Source organism: Allobosea sp. (assembly GCF_048595345.1).
In the GTDB taxonomy this organism is placed as follows: domain Bacteria; phylum Pseudomonadota; class Alphaproteobacteria; order Rhizobiales; family Beijerinckiaceae; genus Allobosea.
In genome coordinates, this window is the sequence record NZ_JBMDWH010000031.1 from 13,465 (window position 1) to 30,011 (window position 16,547).

The 16,547-nt window shown below is 66.3% G+C and carries 14 protein-coding genes and 1 tRNA gene; 7 read left to right on the plus strand and 8 right to left on the minus strand.

The window, feature by feature from the left end:
• Nucleotides 1-40: 40 nt before the first annotated feature.
• Together ACOJTB_RS04030 and ACOJTB_RS04035 are read right to left on the minus strand one after the other, a co-directional pair.
• Nucleotides 41-1,837: a class I SAM-dependent DNA methyltransferase gene (locus tag ACOJTB_RS04030; protein WP_420101232.1), complete on the minus strand. Its 1,797-nt coding sequence runs from the start codon at nt 1,835-1,837 to the stop codon at nt 41-43.
• Between the two features lie 270 nt (nt 1,838-2,107).
• A tRNA-Gly gene (locus ACOJTB_RS04035) sits at nt 2,108-2,182 on the minus strand.
• Between the two features lie 432 nt (nt 2,183-2,614).
• Here ACOJTB_RS04035 and ACOJTB_RS04040 point away from each other — a divergent pair.
• From ACOJTB_RS04040 to ACOJTB_RS04055, 4 genes are all read left to right on the plus strand, one after another.
• Entirely contained in the window at nt 2,615-3,142 is a 528-nt protein-coding gene (locus tag ACOJTB_RS04040) for a prolyl-tRNA synthetase associated domain-containing protein (RefSeq protein WP_420101233.1), read from the plus strand.
• A 130-nt stretch (nt 3,143-3,272) separates the two neighbouring features.
• The gene (gene trxA, locus ACOJTB_RS04045; protein WP_420101234.1) at nt 3,273-4,172 is read left to right on the plus strand and encodes a thioredoxin; all 900 of its coding nucleotides are present in this window, start codon (nt 3,273-3,275) and stop codon (nt 4,170-4,172) included.
• A gap of 27 nt (nt 4,173-4,199) precedes the next feature.
• A complete protein-coding gene (locus tag ACOJTB_RS04050; protein WP_420101235.1) occupies nt 4,200-4,865 on the plus strand; it encodes an LON peptidase substrate-binding domain-containing protein in 666 nt (221 codons plus the stop codon).
• A 5-nt stretch (nt 4,866-4,870) separates the two neighbouring features.
• Complete coding sequence (locus ACOJTB_RS04055; RefSeq protein WP_420101273.1) at nt 4,871-6,283, plus strand: MFS transporter; 1,413 nt, start codon at nt 4,871-4,873, stop codon at nt 6,281-6,283.
• Between the two features lie 121 nt (nt 6,284-6,404).
• Here the strand turns inward: ACOJTB_RS04055 and ACOJTB_RS04060 are convergent, their stop codons facing one another.
• The 3 genes from ACOJTB_RS04060 to ACOJTB_RS04070 all read right to left on the minus strand — a co-directional run bounded on the left by ACOJTB_RS04060 (nt 6,405) and on the right by ACOJTB_RS04070 (nt 9,898).
• On the minus strand, nt 6,405-7,841 hold the full coding sequence (locus tag ACOJTB_RS04060; protein ID WP_420101236.1) for a homospermidine synthase: 1,437 nt from the start codon (nt 7,839-7,841) through the stop codon (nt 6,405-6,407).
• A gap of 142 nt (nt 7,842-7,983) precedes the next feature.
• Nucleotides 7,984-8,523: a GNAT family N-acetyltransferase gene (locus ACOJTB_RS04065; RefSeq protein WP_420101237.1), complete on the minus strand. Its 540-nt coding sequence runs from the start codon at nt 8,521-8,523 to the stop codon at nt 7,984-7,986.
• A 229-nt stretch (nt 8,524-8,752) separates the two neighbouring features.
• Nucleotides 8,753-9,898 (minus strand): type III PLP-dependent enzyme, encoded by a 1,146-nt coding sequence (locus ACOJTB_RS04070; RefSeq protein WP_420101238.1) that lies wholly within the window; start codon nt 9,896-9,898, stop codon nt 8,753-8,755.
• A gap of 722 nt (nt 9,899-10,620) precedes the next feature.
• Between ACOJTB_RS04070 and ACOJTB_RS04075 the strand changes: the two genes are divergently transcribed.
• Nucleotides 10,621-12,213 carry an OpgD/OpgG family glucan biosynthesis protein gene (locus tag ACOJTB_RS04075; protein WP_420101239.1) on the plus strand — a complete coding sequence of 531 codons (1,593 nt, stop codon included), beginning with the start codon at nt 10,621-10,623 and terminating at the stop codon, nt 12,211-12,213.
• Between the two features lie 17 nt (nt 12,214-12,230).
• On the plus strand, nt 12,231-13,193 hold the full coding sequence (locus ACOJTB_RS04080; protein WP_420101240.1) for a glutathione S-transferase family protein: 963 nt from the start codon (nt 12,231-12,233) through the stop codon (nt 13,191-13,193).
• Nucleotides 13,194-13,250: 57 nt separating this feature from the next.
• Here ACOJTB_RS04080 and ACOJTB_RS04085 read toward each other — a convergent pair whose 3' ends face one another.
• Together ACOJTB_RS04085 and ACOJTB_RS04090 are read right to left on the minus strand one after the other, a co-directional pair.
• Nucleotides 13,251-13,697, minus strand: a complete 447-nt coding sequence (locus tag ACOJTB_RS04085; protein ID WP_420101241.1) for a Fur family transcriptional regulator — start codon at nt 13,695-13,697, stop codon at nt 13,251-13,253.
• Between the two features lie 118 nt (nt 13,698-13,815).
• The gene (locus tag ACOJTB_RS04090) at nt 13,816-14,823 is read right to left on the minus strand and encodes an LLM class flavin-dependent oxidoreductase (protein WP_420101242.1); all 1,008 of its coding nucleotides are present in this window, start codon (nt 14,821-14,823) and stop codon (nt 13,816-13,818) included.
• Between the two features lie 203 nt (nt 14,824-15,026).
• Between ACOJTB_RS04090 and ACOJTB_RS04095 the strand changes: the two genes are divergently transcribed.
• The gene (locus ACOJTB_RS04095) at nt 15,027-15,215 is read left to right on the plus strand and encodes a hypothetical protein (protein WP_420101243.1); all 189 of its coding nucleotides are present in this window, start codon (nt 15,027-15,029) and stop codon (nt 15,213-15,215) included.
• A 33-nt stretch (nt 15,216-15,248) separates the two neighbouring features.
• Here ACOJTB_RS04095 and serA read toward each other — a convergent pair whose 3' ends face one another.
• Nucleotides 15,249-16,508 (minus strand): phosphoglycerate dehydrogenase, encoded by a 1,260-nt coding sequence (gene serA / locus ACOJTB_RS04100; RefSeq protein WP_420101244.1) that lies wholly within the window; start codon nt 16,506-16,508, stop codon nt 15,249-15,251.
• Nucleotides 16,509-16,547 lie beyond the last annotated feature (39 nt).

Consider the following 16,547-nt stretch of genomic DNA (forward strand, 5'->3'; position numbering starts at 1 on the left):
CGATAACAGTTCGTCAAACGGGAGTGCGGCAGTTGCCATGTTAAAGCCTCGCAAGAATTGCGCGAAGCGCCTTGGATGACTCGTCGCTGGCCTGAAAGTGATTATCAAGTTTCTGTTTGAGCGCACCGAAGCGCTCCTCGAACGGCTTATCGTCAGCCTCAACATCTTCAGAACCAACGTACCGACCGGGGTTCAGCATGTAGCCGTGGGCCTTGATCTCCTCCAAGGTTGCCGACTTGCAGAACCCTGGCACATCCTCGTAGGTGCCCGCCTCGCCTTCGCCACGCCAAGCATGATAGGCGCGCGTGATCTTCTCGATGTCGGCGTCGGAAAACTCCTTGCGCGTGCGGTCGACCATATGGCCGAGCTTGCGCGCATCGATAAACAGGATTTCGCCCCGCCGATCCCGCAGCTTGGCGTTGCGGGCGATGCCGTTCGATTTGTCCCGGGCAAGGAACCAGAGGCAGACCGGGATCTGGGTCGAATAGAAAAGCTGGCCCGGCAGCGCCACCATGCAATCAACCACGCCCGGCGCGCCGTTCACGCCCTCGATCAGCGCCCGGCGAATGTCCCCTTCGCTGTTCTGCGTCGAGGACATCGAACCATTGGCCAGCACCACGCCCGCCACGCCTGAGGGCGACAGATGGTGCACGATATGCTGCACCCAGGCGAAGTTGGCGTTGCCCGCTGGCGGGATGCCATATCGCCAGCGCACATCCTCGCGCAGCCGATCGCCGCCCCAGTCCGAGATGTTGAAGGGCGGATTGGCGAGGATGAAGTCGGCCTTGAGATCGCGCAGCTCGTCCTTGTGGAAGCTGCCTTCGCTGTTCCACTTGATCTCGGCGTCGATGCCGCGCACGGCGAGGTTCATCTTGCAGAGCCGCCACGTTGTGTAGTTCGACTCCTGCCCATAGACGGCGATGTCGCCGATCCTGCCCTCATGCTCCAGGGCGAATTTTTCAGACTGCACAAACATGCCGCCCGATCCGCAGCACGGATCATAGACGCGGCCCTTGTAGGGCTCGATCATCTCGACCATCACGCGCACGACCGAGCGCGGCGTATAGAACTCGCCGCCGCGCTTGCCTTCCGAACCGGCGAACTGGCCGAGGAAGTATTCATAGACGCGGCCGAGCACGTCGCGCGCTTCGCCCTTTTCCTTGCCGAGCGCGATGCCTGAGATCAGATCGATGAGTTCGCCGAGCATCACCGCGTTGAGCGCGGGCCGGGCATAGTCCTTCGGCAGCACGCCTTTTAGGTTCTCGTTATCCTTCTCGATGGCGATCATCGCCTCGTCGATCATCTTGCCGATCGCGGGCTGCTTTGCGTTCGCCTGAAGGTGCGACCATCGTGCGGTGGGCGGGACCCAAAACACGTTGTCGGCAGCGTACTCGTCGCGATCCTCCGCGCCTTCGGGATAATCGGCGAGCAACTCGGCGCGCTTCGCCTCGAAGCTGTCGGAAATGTGCTTTAGGAAGATTAGGCCGAGCGCGACGTGCTTGTAATCCGACGGCTCCATATTGCCGCGCAGCTTGTCGGCGGCCTTGAACAGTTCAGCCTCGAAGCCGAGATCGTTGCCGTTGGCGCGGGCAGGTTTTGCGCGCAGGGAGACGGGCGCCGCTTCTTTGGCCTGCGCTTTGACAACGCCACCAAGCGACACCGAGCCGCCGCGCCCCCGCCCGAGCGTCACGACGCCTTCGGCGACGAGTTCATCCTTCACAGCATTGTAGACGGCTTCATCCCATCGCAGGGCTTCGCGCAGGCGCCCATTACCAGCGGAGCCGCCAAGCTCGGTCAACGCCGCCACGAACCTGTCGTTTTGCTCCTGATCAGCCATCCAGTCCCGCCTCATTCACATGGCCGCAGCACAGCGCATTTGAGCGCCGTTCCGCTTCGATCGTTTGGATATCAGCGAAAACTAAATTTCAGAAGCCGCAACAAGTCGGTCTGTCAGCAGTGGGGTCCGATCTTCGAGCCAGAACGTGTAACCCGCAGGTAACCACGGCTTTCGGAGCCCTTCGAGAGTGATTCCAAAATGCTCAGCTCCAAAAAGCAAAAAGCGCCGGGAAACCCGACGCTTGCATGCTTCTCAAGTCTTGAGATTGTCTGGAGCGGGCGAAGGGATTCGAACCCTCGACCCCAACCTTGGCAAGGTTGTGCTCTACCCCTGAGCTACACCCGCATCCGAGACATCCGCGCCGCAGCGCGTGGCCGGGTTTCTGCCCCAAAGCGTTCCGGATGGCAAGCGGTTCGATGAAGATTTTTTGTCGGCTGTGGAGGGGGCGGTGCTTTGGGCGCCCGGCCCATGCCGTCTCGGCTCCGCTTTCGCCGGGCGGCTGAGCGGTGCCGGGAGGCCGCAGCCGCAGCCCCCTGGTTCAGGCTGGCGCGATGGCGCGACCCCTGACATCGTGCGGCAGCGCCGGATTGTCCGGAACAGGCCCCGGCGCAATGCTCGCGACCTTCGCGGGTCCGAACGGACGCGGTCGCGTTGCGCTAAGGCCTTGCCAAAGCATCGGATTGTTCGGACGGCAGCATTCCACTTTTCGGTCGGATGCTCTAGTCAGGCGCTCGAAGCCCCTCCGGATGCGGGCTGAACCGGCCGAGCTATAGTCTCATGACGACCTCTCCCCTCACGCCCGACGAACTCTGCGCCAGGCTCGATGCCAGCGGCATCGCCTATCACCGCACGGATCATCCGCCCGTCTTCACGGTGGCGGAGACCGCGCCGCATCGCGAGCTGATGGTCGGGCTGCAGACGAAGAATCTGTTCCTCAAGGACAAGAAGGGCCGGCTCTTTCTCGTCTCGGCGCGTGCCGATGCCCGGATCGACCTGAAGCGCCTGCATGAAAAGCTGGGCGCCAGCGGGCGCCTCTCCTTCGGCTCGGCCGAATTGCTGCTGGAGACGCTGGGCGTCACGCCTGGTTCGGTGACCGCCTTCGCCGTCGTCAACGACCGGGCGGGCCGGGTGACGATGGTGCTGGACGCGCAACTGACCACCGGCGAGCCGGTGAATTTCCACCCGCTGGTCAACACCGCCACGCTGCAGCTGGAGCGCGACGATCTCCTCGCCTTCCTGCGCGAGACCGGCCATGAGCCGATGATCGTCGATTTGCCGGTGCCAGACGATGGACAGAACGGCTGAGACGCCCCATCTATCCGGCGCGCCCTAGGCCATCGCGCATCCGAACGGACGCGATCGCGATGATCCAGGTCTGGGCTGGAAGCTCAAGGGCGCAGCAGAGTTTCGAAGACGGCAGGACGAAGGACGACCCATGCTGGCGAATGGCGAAGCAGGCGCGCAGCCCGGCCTGATCAAGGACACCACCACTCAAGGCTTCCGGCAGGATGTCATTGCCGAGTCGATGCAGCAGCCGGTGCTGGTGGATTTCTGGGCGCCCTGGTGCGGGCCCTGCAAGCAGCTGACCCCCGTCATCGAAAAGGCGGTCAAGGACGCCAAGGGCAAGGTCAAGCTCGTCAAGATGAACATCGACGAGCATCCGCAGATCGCGGGCCAGCTCGGCATCCAGTCCATCCCCGCCGTCATCGCCTTCAGCCAGGGCCAGCCCGTCGATGGCTTCATGGGCGCGCAGCCCGAGAGCCAGGTCAAGGCCTTCATCGAGAAGCTCGCCGGCCCGGTGGGGCCGGGGGAGGCGCAGCAGCTGGTCGAGGCCGCTCAGGAGGCTCTCGCCCAGGGAGATGCGGCGGGAGCCAGCGAACTCTTCGCCGGGGCTCTCGAGATGGAGCCCGAGCATCTGGGGGCGATCGCGGGGCTGGCGCGGCTGCATCTCGACACCGGCGACATCGAAGCCGCCAAGGGCATTCTGGCGATGGCTTCGGAGGCGAAGGCGCAGGACCCTGTGATCGCCGCGGTGCGCGCCGCCGTCGAACTGGCGGAGCAGGCGGCCGCGCTCGGCGACACAGCCGAGCTGGAGGCGCAGGTCGCCGCCGAGCCGAAGAACCACCAGGCCCGCTTCGATCTGGCGCTGGCGCTCAATGCGCGCGACCGCCGCGAGGAGGCTGTCGATCATCTGATCGCCATCATCCGGGCCGACAGAGGCTGGAACGAGGATGGTGCGCGCAAGCAATTGCTGCAATTCTTCGAAGCCTGGGGGCCGATGGACGAGGCGAGCGTCGCCGGGCGCCGCAAGCTCTCGGCGCTGCTGTTCTCCTGACCGGAACCGAAGAAGGGCGCGGATGACATGAACATTGTCTATTCTGGGCCTGAGGATTGCCCCGGCGTCGTGCCGCTGTTTCCGCTCGGAGGAGCGCTGCTGCTGCCTCGCGGGCAGATGCCGCTCAACATCTTCGAGCCGCGCTACCTCGCGATGATCGACGATGCGCTGCGAGGCGACCGCATCATCGGCGTCATCCAGCCGGAGCCAGATGAGGGGCGGCAGTCTTCCGCGCCGGCGCTGGTCAAGGTGGGGTGCATCGGCCGCATCACGCAATTCGCCGAGACCGGGGATGGGCGGCTGATCATCACCCTCACCGGGATCAGCCGCTTCCGCCTCTCCGAGGAATTGCCGGTGACGACTCCCTATCGCCAGGCCAAGGTCGATTACCTGCCCTTCGCCATCGATTTCGTCGCCCGCTCGGGTGAGGAGGAGGTGGACCGCGACGCGCTGCTCAAGGCGCTGCGCGATTTCGCCCGTGCCAACGACCTCAAGATCGACTGGAAGGGCGTCAACGACGCGCCCAACGAGGCGCTGGTCAACGCGCTCTCGATGATGTGCCCCTTCGGGCCGCGCGAGAAGCAGGCGCTGCTGGAGGCCGGCAGCCTCAGAGAGCGGGCCGAGGTGCTCGTCGCGATCACCGAGATCGAGCTCGCCCGCAGCGGCGGGGATCCGGACACGACGCTGCAGTGAGCCTCGTGCCGTCCGAGCCGGTTGTCGCCACGGCGCAGGCGAGCCAGGGGGCGGTGCGGAGCTGGCCCCCACGCCGGGCCGTCACCGCCTGGATCTTCTTCGACTGGGCGGCACAGCCCTTCTTCACGCTGATCACGACCTTCGTCTTCGCGCCGTTCTTCGCGTCCGCGCTCGCTGCCGACGCGGCGGAGGGGCAGGCGCTATGGGGCTATGCGACGGGCTTTGCGGGGCTGTGCATCGCGCTGCTGTCGCCGTTGCTGGGCGGCGTCGCCGACCGCACGGGGCCGCGCAAGCCCTGGATCGCCGCGTTCGGCGCGCTGCTGGTACTGGGCTCGGGGATGCTGTGGTTCGCGGTGCCGGGTTCGGCGCTGGCGGTGCCGATCGCGCTGGCCGGCTTCGTTATCGCCACGATCGGCGCCGAATTCGCGACCACCTTCAACAATGCGATGATGACGCGGCTGGTCCCGCCCGAACGGTTGGGCTGGCTCTCGGGCACCGGCTGGGCCGTGGGCTATCTCGGCGGGCTGGTGTCCCTCGCGCTGACGCTGGGCCTGCTGGCAGCCGATCCTCAGAGCGGCAAGACGCTGGCCGGCCTCGCCCCGCTGTTCGGGCTGGATGCCGCGGCCCGGGAGGGCGATCGCTTCTCGGGGCCGCTGACGGCGCTGTGGTTCGTCGTCTTCGTCCTGCCGATGTTCCTGCTCACGCCGGATTCGCCGCGCACCGGGCTGGGGCTGCGCCAGGCGGCGCAGGGCGGGGTCGGGCGGCTCAAGGCGACGCTCGCCGAACTGCCGAAGCTGCCGGCGCTGGGCCGCTTCCTGCTCGCCAACATGATCTATCAGGATGCGCTGGTCGCGCTTTTCGCTTTCGGCGGCATCTATGCGGCCGGTGTCTTCGGCTGGCAGACGATCGAACTCGGCGTGTTCGGCATCCTGCTGACGGTCACCGGCACTTTCGGCGCCTGGATGGGCGGCAGGCTCGACGATGCGATCGGCGGCAAGCCGGTTGTTCTGGGCTCGATCGCCTGCCTGCTCTTCGCCTGCCTCGGCATTCTTTCGCTGGGAGCCGACCATGTCTTCTTCATCGTGCCGGCGGCGCCGCCGGCGCCGGGCGACGGGCTCTTCGCTTCGCTGCCGGAGAAGATCTATCTCGGCCTCGGCCTTCTGATCGGCCTCGTCGCGGGACCGATGCAGGCCGCTTCGCGCAGCCTGATGGCGCGGCTGGCGCCGGAGGGGCGCATCGGCGAGTTCTTCGGGCTCTTCGCCCTCTCGGGGAAGGTCACGTCCTTCCTGGGGCCGACGCTGGTCGCGCTGGCGACGAGCATCTTCGCCAGCCAGCGGGCTGGGCTCGCGGTGCTGATCGTGTTCTTCCTGACGGGGGCGGCGCTGCTGGCGGGGGTGAACGTCAAACGGGCGCCGTAAGCGCCCGTTCGATCCCGCTCGTCATGCTCGGACTCGACTCGAGCCTCTCGAAAACCAGTGCCTTTTCGTCACGAGATTCTCGGTTCGCCGCGTTGCGGCCTCCGAGAATGACGTGTTCGCCTCACCGAACCAGGATGTTCCGGAACTGCCAGGGATCGCTCTCGTCGAGATCCTCGGGGAACAGGCCGGGGCGGCCGTCGAGCGGCGTCCAGTCGGTGTAGTAGCCGTTCACCGGGCCGAGATAGGGCATCTGGATTTCGAGGCAGCGGTCGAGATCCATCTCCTCGACCTCGACGATGCCGGCCTTCGGGTTCTCCAGCGCCCAGACCATGCCGGCGAGAACCGCCGAGGTGACCTGCAGGCCGGTGGCCGTCTGGTAGGGGGCGAGCTTGCGCGCTTCCTCGGTCGAGAGCTGCGAGCCAAACCAGTAGGCGCCTTTCTCGTGGCCGTAGAGCAGCACGCCGAGTTCGTCGATGCCGTCGATGACCTCGTTCTCCTCGAGGATATGGTGCTCCTCCTGCGGCGTGCCGGCATTGCCGAACATCTCGTGCAGCGAGAGCACGGCGTCGTTGCAGGGGTGATAGGCGTAATGGCAGGTCGGCCGGTAGATCGCCTTGCCGCTCTCGTCGCGCACCGTGAAGTAATCCGCGATCGAAATCGATTCGTTATGCGTCACGAGGAAGCCGTATTGGGCGCCCGGTGTCGGGCACCAGCTGCGGACCTTGGTCTCGGCGCCCGGCTGCATCAGATAGATCGCCGCCTGGGAGCCGGTCTCGTGGGTGCGCGCATTGTCCGGCATCCATTTCTCATGGGTGCCCCAGCCGAGCTCGGCCGGCTGCACGCCCTCCGAGATGAAGCCCTCGACCGACCAGGTGTTGACGAACACGCCCGGCGGCTTGGGGTTCTTGGAGCGCTGGGTGTCGCGCTCGGCGATGTGGATGCCCTTGACGCCAACCTGCTTCATCAGCCCGGCCCACTCTTCGCGGGTGGTCGGCTGCGGCACGTTGAGGCGCATGTCGGAGGCGATGTTCAGCAGCGCCTTCTTGGCGAGCCAGGAGGCCATGCCGGGATTGGCGCCGCAGCAGGAGACGGCGGTGGTCGAGCCGGGCGCGCGCGCCTGCTTGGCGGCGAGCGTCATCTCGCGCAGCGCATAATTCGAGCGCTCGCCGGGACCCTTGGTCTCGTCGAAATAGAAGCCGAGCCAGGGCTCGTTGACCGTGTCGATATAGAGCGCGCCGAGCGAGGAGCAGAGCTCCATGATATCGCGCGAGCCAGTGTCGCAGGAGAGGTTGACGCAGAAGCCCTGGCCGCCGCCGGCGGTCAGCAGGGGCGTCAGCATGTCCTTGTAATTGTCGATCGTCACCGCCTCCTGGATGAAGCGGATGCCGCGCTCGTCCAGCAGATGACGGTTGGAATCGTCCGGAGCGATGACGACGAAGCGGCTCTTGTCGAATGTGAGGTGCCGCTCGATCAGAGGCAGCGTGCCGCGGCCGATCGAGCCGAAGCCGATCATCACGATCGGGCCGGTGATCTCGCCGTAGACGGGCCAATTCGTCATTCTTCCGAACTCCTTGAGGTGAAAGGGCAAAGCTGCCGTTGCTCGTATGGACGCATCAAGGCGCCGTCAACGGTCGAAGCCCCCCCGTGCGGATCGCATGGAAAGCGTCGGCCGATGACGGCGCGATGACGGATGGCGGTTTTCAGGCCGCGCGCGCGACCAGGGCGCTGTCGAAAGCCTGATCCGCCGCCGGCTCGCCGGCGGCGGTGAGCACGCCGCGCGCACCCGCAAGCGCGCCCTGGCGCAGCTCGATCGCCAGGAAGCGATCACGCTCGACCGGGCCGGGCATGGCGAGGTCGCGGGTCAGCGCCGCCTCGAAGCCGAAGCGGGCGTAATAGGGCGCGTCCCCTACGAGAATGACGGCGCCATGGCCGCGGCAAGCGGCACGCCACAAAGCCTCGCGCATCAGCGCCTTGCCGAGCCCCGCGCCCTGCAATTCGGGTGTGACCGCAAGCGGGCCGAGCATCAGCGCCGGCACGCTGCCGGCCTGGATGGGCCAGAGGCGCACGGTGCCGACGATCTCGCCGTCGCGCTCGGCCGTCAGCGCCAGGCCTTCGGCCGGCCGGCGGCCTTCGCGCAGGCGCTCGCTCGACTTGGCGGTGCGGCGCTCGCCGAGGCAACGGTCGAGCAGCGCCTCGCGGGCGGGAACATCGGCGGCAATCTCGTCGCGGATCGTGATCATCGGACACCTCCGGCCGGAGCGCCCGCTCTGCGGACCTTCCCGGCGCGCGCGGAACACGCGGCCACATCGAACAGGATGGGTGGAAGGGGGTCCGGCGGGAGCCACATGCGCCGCCTCGATTCGCGAGGCAACGCGACGCTCCGCCCGTATCCTTCGGGCGGCCTGCTTTCACAGGGCGCTTCGCCGGACCCGATCTCGCGGGCACGCTTCGAGCGTGCCTTGTACGACGTCAGATGACGTACTGCTTCAGCGGCGGAAAGCCGTTGAAGGCGACGGCCGAATAGGTCGTCGTATAGGCGCCCGTGCCCTCGATCAGCACCTTGTCGCCGATCTCCAGCGAGAAGGGCAGCATATACGGGGTCTTCTCGTACATGACGTCGACCGAATCGCAGGTCGGGCCGGCTAGCACGCAGGGCACTGTGGCATCGCCGTCATGGGCGGTGCGGATCGGGTAGCGGATCGCCTCGTCCATGGTCTCGGCGAGACCATTGAACTTGCCGATGTCGAGATAGACCCAGCGGACCTCGTCCGTCTCGGCCTTCTTCGAGATCAGCACGACCTCGGCCTCGATCAGACCCGCCTCGCCGACCATGCCGCGCCCCGGCTCGATGATCGTCTCGGGCAGCTGGTTGCCGAAATGCTTCGACAGCGCCCGGAAGATCGCGTCGCCATAGGAGGGCACGCCCGGAATCGGCTTCAGGTAGCGCGCCGGGAAGCCGCCGCCGAGATTGACCATCGACAGGCCGATGCCGCGGGTGGCGCAGTCCTTGAAGATCGCCGAGGCCGAGGCCAGCGCCGAGTCCCAGGCGTTGACGTTGGCCTGCTGCGAGCCGACATGGAACGAGATGCCATAGGCGAGCAGGCCCAGGCGATGGCCGTGCTCCAGCACGTCCGCCGCCATCTCCGGCACGCAGCCGAATTTGCGCGACAGCGGCCAGTCGGCGCCGGCGCCGTCGCAGAGGATGCGGCAGAAGATGCGCGCGTCCTGCACGCCGGTCTGCGCGGCGGCACGGGCGATTTTCTCGACCTCGGCGGTGCAATCGACGGCGAAGAGGCGCACGCCGAGCTCCATGGCGCGCACGACGTCGCGCTCCTTCTTGATCGTGTTGCCGAAGGAGATGCGATCGGCGGTCGCGCCGGCGGCGAGGGCGAGCTCGATCTCGACGACGGAGGCGCAATCGAAGCAGGAGCCGAGCTTAGCCAGCAAAGCCAGCACTTCGGCGGCCGGATTCGCCTTCACCGCGTAGAAGACGCGGGTGTCGGGAAGAGCCCGGGCGAAGGCCTTGTAGTTCTCGCGAACCACCTCGGTGTCGATGACCACGCACGGCCCGTCCTCGCGGCGGGTGCGCAGAAAATCACGGATGCGGTCGGTCATGAGACGCGACTCCCCTGCGGCGCAAGCGGCGCCGATACGACGTATCGCCGACTGAATCGCTGCCGTCGCGTGGCGCTGTGGAGACGCCGGCGACAGCGGACGAGACGTCCGGACCCGAAACACCGTTCGATTGGGGAAACCCCGCACGGCCGGCAATGAAGGACAAGCCTCTTCGGTGTTGGCCTTTGGAGGACCAACGAGACCAAAAAAGCCCGCTCCGTCGTTGCTTTAAGCTGCGTCCCCCGTGGAGATTCGGGGTTCGCCGGTTTAGCCTCCGGCTGCCGGTCTGTGTCGGGGAACGGCCCTCTCGCGAGAACCGGGAAGCGTGATTTGAGGGATGTCCATCCCCTCCATCCGTCTTCCGACCCCTGGCGGCTGTCCGGCCACTTGTCCGGATGCCCACCGACCGGCACGCGGCCACAGGCACGTGCGAATTGGGTGAAGGCGATATACGGATGCTCGTTCGCCCCGACAAGCATTTTGTGAGGCCGCGAGCGAATTTTTTTGCTGGTCCGGCTAGGGGTTCTGCGAGGCGGCCGCTTAAGCTCTGTTAACCTTTTGCCGGCTTCCGGAGGCCTCTCGGCGACGAGCGCCCTGCGCGACTGCTCTCGTCTTCACGGATTTGCAAAGGCGATGCCCTAGACCGGCCCCATTCCATGGCCTTAAGTCGCTGCGCAATTGCGCCTTTCACCCGCGACGGGCGACGAGACGACGGATCGACGATGACGAAGCTGGACCGCCGCCATATCTTGGCCGGGCTCTCCGCGGCCCTGTGCCTGACCGCCGCGCCCGCCGCGCTGCTCGCCCAGCAGCCACAGACGCAGGCGCCGCCGCCGCCTTCGCCGCCGCAGCCGCGTTTCGGCTTCGAAGACGTCCAGCGCCGGGCGCGTGAGATTTCGGCCGTGCCTTTCGAGGCGCCGGCCCTGCTGCCGGAGGCGCTGGCGAAGCTCGACTATGATTCCTGGCGCGACATCCGCTTCCGTCCGGACCGGGCGCTGCTGGCGCAGAACGGCTCGCCCTTCCGCATGCAGATGTTCCACCCGGGTTTCCTGTTCACGCGGCCGGTCACCGTCAATGTGGTGCGCGACGGTGTGCCCATGCCGGTGCCCTATTCGGCGAATCTGTTCGATTACGGGAAGGTGAAGTTCGACAAGCCGCTGCCAGTCAATCTCGGCTTTGCCGGCTTCCGGCTGCATTATCCGCTCAACGATCCGCGCGTGTTCGACGAGCTGATTTCCTTTATCGGTGCGAGCTATTTCCGGGTGCTGGGGCGGGACCAGCGCTATGGACTCTCGGCGCGGGGGCTTTCCGTCGGGGCAGGCACGGCGAACGAGGAGTTTCCGCTGTTCCGGGAATTCTGGGTCGATGCGCCGGCGGCGGGCAGCGAGCGCATCGTGGTCTACGCCCTGCTCGATTCGCCCTCGCTCTCGGGCGCCTACCGTTTCACCATCTATCCGGACGTCGACACGGTGATGGACGTCTATGCCACCCTGTTCCCGCGCAAGCCGATCGAGAGGCTGGGGCTGGCGCCGCTGACCTCGATGTTCTTCACGGGCGAGAACGACCGGCGCTTCTTCGACGACTACCGCACCGAGCTGCATGATTCGGACGGGCTGATGATCCATGCGGCCACCGGCGAATGGATCTGGCGGCCGCTGCGCAATCCGAAGCAGCAGGCGGTCTCCTCCTTCGTCGAGCGCAATGTGCGCGGCTTCGGCCTGATGCAGCGCGACCGGACCTTCGAGCATTATCAGGATCTCGACCTTGCCTATGAGCTGCGGCCGTCCTACTGGATCGAGCCGCAGGGCGACTGGGGCGAGGGCGTGGTCGAGCTGATCGAGATGCCGACCACCGACGAGACCAACGACAACATCGTCGCGCTCTGGCAGCCCAAGACGCCGCTGGAACCGGGCAAGGAGTTCGCCTTCGCCTACAAGCTGACGGCGATGCTGGATTCCGGCGATCTGCATCCGGGCGCGCGGGTCATCAACACCTACCAGGCCCGGCCGAAGGCGCTGGGCTCGGGCGAGCCGGTAACCGACGGGGCCCGACGCTTCATCGTCGATTTCGCCGGTGGCGAGCTCGATTATTACCTGAAGCAGCCGGAAAAGGTCGAGATCGTGCCTTCCATCGCCTATGGCCGGATCGACCGCGCCTTCATCGTGCCGAATCCGAAGACGCAAGGGTTCCGCGCCTTCATGGATATCGTGGTCGAGCCCGGCCAACTGGCCGAGATGCGGGCTTTCCTGAAGAGCGGCAATAAGACGCTGACCGAAACCTGGAGCTATCCCTGGCGTTCCGAAGCGCAAGGTTAGCAACGGAAGGAACGTTCATGGGCCTGCTCGTCGAAGGCCGCTGGCAGGACCAGTGGTACGACACGAAAAAGAGCGGAGGGCGCTTCCAGCGCTCCGAAAGCGTGTACCGCAACTGGGTCACGGCCGATGGCGCGCCGGGCCCGAGCGGAGAGGGCGGGTTCAAGGCCGAACCGGGCCGTTACCATCTCTATGTCTCGTTGGCCTGCCCCTGGGCGCATCGCACGCTGATCCTGCGCAAGCTCAAGGGTCTGGAGGAGATGATCGGGCTGTCGGTGGTCCATTGGCTGATGGCGGAGAACGGCTGGACCTTCGCCGAGGGCGAGGGGGTGGTTCCCGATCCCATCGGCGGCGCGCGCTATCTCCACGAGATCTACACCCGGGCCGAGCCCCGTTATTCGGGCCGCGTCACAGTACCGGTGCTGTGGGACACGCATAAAGGCACCATCGTCAGCAATGAATCCGCTGACATCATCCGCATGTTCAACACCGCCTTCGACGCGGTGGGCGCGGTGCCGGGCGATTACTACCCCGCCGCTTTGCGCCCCGAGATCGACGCGCTGAACGAGCGCATCTACGGCACCGTCAACAACGGCGTCTACAAGGCCGGTTTCGCCACGACACAAGAGGCTTACGAGGAGGCGGTGACGCCGCTGTTCGAGACGCTCGACTGGCTGGAAGAGCAGCTGGCCTCAAGCGACTATCTGGCCGGCGAGGCGCTGACGGAGGCCGATATCCGGCTGTTTACGACGCTGATCCGCTTCGATCCGGTCTATGTCGGGCACTTCAAGTGCAATATCCGCCGCATCGCCGATTATCCGCGGCTCTCGGCTTATCTGCGGCGGATCTATCATCGCGATGGCGTGGCCGGGACGGTTAATTTCGACCATATCAAGCGGCATTATTACGAGAGCCACCGCACCATCAACCCGACCGGCATCGTGCCTGTCGGGCCGGATATGAAGGCGCTGCTGGACGGTTGAGCGGAGGGCACAACCGTTCCTGAATGGGTTCGCTGCGCTCGCAATGAGGATCGCAGATCAGCGCCGGGGCTTGCGACCGGTCGGCTTCCTGCGGCCGTAGAGCTCGAGCTTGTGGCGCACCAGCTCGTAGCCCAATTCGGCGGCGATCCGACGTTGCAGCTCCTCGATCGCGTCGGAGGAGAACTCGATCACATCGCCGGTGTCGATGTCGATCAGATGGTCGTGATGGCCCTGATTGGTGTGCTCGTAGCGCGAAATGCCGTCCTCGAAGGCGTGGCGCTCGATCGCACCGCGCGATTCCAGGACCTTCATCGTGCGGTAGACGGTGGAGAGCGACAGGGTCGGATCCTGAGCGAAGGCGCGGCTGAAGATGCCCTTGGCGTCGGGATGGTCGTCAGCCTCGGCGATCACGCGCAGGATCAGCCGGCGCTGCTGCGTCATCCGCAGCCCCGCTGCCTTCAACTGGCCTTCGAAAGCGGCCACGCGCCGATCGGTCTCGCTCATGAGCCGGACATAAACCGATCCGGCGCATTTGCAAAATCCTCTTGCTGCTCCTCAGAAGCAATAAAGGCTCCGTAAGGGCAAGTGCCCGGCCCCGGCGCCGGGCAGGGGCTCGCTGCGGTCAGGCGACGGCTTTTCTCGGGCCGATCGCGGCGGCCGCTTCAGAGAGGATGGTGAAGGAGCGCTTGCGCTTGTCGTGGTCGAAGATCGGAGCCGTGACCATGACCTCGTCGGCCCGGGTTTCGCGAATGAAGGCGGCGAGCTCGCGTTCGACCGTCTGGCGCGAGCCGATAATGGCATAGCGCAGCATCTGCGAGACATGTGCCTTCTCGGAAGGTGTCCAGTAGCTCTCGATGTCGTCGATCGGCGGCTGCAGCTTGCCGCGCGCCCCGCGGACCATACCCACGAAACGCTGCTGCAGCGACGTCGCGAGATAGGCCGCCTCCTCGTCGGTCTCGGCCGCGATGACGTTGATGCCCGGCATGGCATGTGGGGCCTCAAGCTGCTCGGAGGGTTTGAACCGGGCGCGATAGATCTCCAGCGCCTGCATCAGCGCATCGGGCGCGAAATGAGAGGCGAAGGAATAGGGCAGGCCGAGTTCGGCGGCGAGCTGCGCGCCGAAGAGGCTCGAGCCCAGGATCCACAGCGGCACGTTCGATCCGGCGCCCGGCACGGCGCGGATCGCCTGGTTCGGCCCGGCGGGAGCGAGCAAGGCCTGGAGTTCGAGCACGTCCTGCGGAAACTGGTCCGATGCCATCGGGCTGCGGCGCAGCGCCCTCAGCGTCATCTGGTCGGTTCCGGGAGCGCGGCCGAGGCCGAGATCGATCCGGCCCGGAAACAGCGCATCCAGCGTGCCGAACTGCTCGGCGATGACCAGCGGCGAATGGTTCGGCAGCATGATGCCGCCGGAGCCGACCCGGATCGTCCGGGTCGCGGCGGCGAGATGCCCGATCACCACCGCAGTGGCGGCGCTGGCGATGCCGACCATGTTGTGGTGCTCGGCCACCCAGTAGCGCGTGAAACCGAGCGCCTCTGCGTGGCGGGCGAGATCGGCCGCATTCAGCAGGGCATCGCGCGGCTCCTCGCCCTCGACGACGGGGACGAGATCCAGAACGGAAAGGGCGACCATGGCGGCTGTCCGGGCTTGGCGCCGAGCGGCGCGGGGCTTGCGAGCTTCACCAGATGGGAAGCTTTGGCCCGAGGGTCCAGTGCCGGACCCATCCAGTCATGGCGCGCCTGTGCGGAGGGCATGGCGGAACGGCCCCGGTCCTGCCGCGTTGACCAGCCAGATGCCGCGCTCCGGCGCGGCCCTGTCCGCAAGAGGATCACCAGATGGCCGACGCCACCAATCCAGCGACCGAAAGCCTCAAGCAGGAACAGCAGGAGCAGCGCGAAACCGAGCGCCGCCTCGGCAAGGACGGCATGCTGGACAAGGCGCTGAAGGATACTTTCCCCGCCAGCGACCCGGTTTCCGTGCAGACGCCGAGCAAGCCGGGCTCGCAGGACGAGCGCCAGTCGTGAGCGGCGGGCCGCGCAGGCGGCCCGTCGTCATTCTCAATCGCGCTGGTAGAGCAGGCGGGCGCGAATGGTTCCGTCGAGCGCCCTGATCTCGCGCAGCACGTCGCGGGCGTCGGCGCTGGACAGCCCGTCCGCCTCGATCACCGCGTACCCGACCTCGCCATCGGTGTGGTAGTTCTGCGCCGCGATGTTGACCTGGCGGTTGGCGAAGACGTCGTTCAGCCGGCGCAGCATGCCCGGCACATTGCGCTGGACATGGATGAAGCGCGTCCCGCTCGCGCGCGCCGGGATCTGCACCTGCGGGAAGTTGACCGCGCCGACCGTCGAGCCGACATCCGAATAATCGATGAGCTTGCGTGCCACCTCGGCGCCGATGCGCTCCTGCGCCTCTTCGGTCGAGCCGCCGACATGCGGCGTCAGGATCACATTCGCCAATCCCTGCAACGGGCTGACGAAGCGCTCGGCATTCGAGGCAGGCTCGACCGGGAACACATCCACAGCCGCTCCGGCCAGCCGGCCTTCCGTCAGCGCCACCGCCAGCGCATCGAGGTCGAGCACCGTCCCGCGCGCATTGTTGATGAGATAGGCGCCCGGCTTCATCCGGGCGATCTGCTCGGCCCCGATCATGCCGGCCGTCTGGGGCGTCTCGGGGACGTGCAGGGAAACGATGTCGGCGGTCGCCAGCAGCGTGTCGAGGCTGTCGACCGGCTCGGTGTTGCCGTGGCGCAGCCGGTCCGTGTGATCGTAGAAGATCACGCGCATGCCCATGGCCTCGGCCAAGGTGGAGAGCTGGCTGCCGATATTGCCGTAGCCGATGATCCCGAGCGTCTTGCCCCGCACCTCGAAAGAGCCGTTGGCGGACTTGTCCCAGCCGCCCTCATGGGCCGAGCGCGAGCGGTCGGGGATGCGGCGCAGCAGCATCACGATCTCGCCGATGGTCAGTTCGGCGACGCTGCGGGTGTTGGAGAAGGGCGCGTTGAAGACCGGGACACCCCGCTGCCGCGCCGCTTCCAGATCGACCTGATTGGTGCCGACGGAAAAGCAGCCAACCGCGAAGAGGCGGTCGGCGGCGTCGAAGATCTCCGGCGTCAGCTGCGTGCGCGAGCGGATGCCGAGCACATGCACGCCCTGGATCTTCTCGATCAGGGCCGCCCGGTCGAGCGCCTTGGGGAGCCGTTCCATCTGCGAATAGCCGGCCTGGGTCAGCAGGTCGGCGGCGGAATCATTGATGCCTTCCAGCAGCAGGACCTTGATGCGGTCCTTGGGCAGGGACAGGCGTTCGGCAGCTGAAGTCATGGCGGTCACGCTCGTGAAGGAGCGGCTGCTATAGTCGCC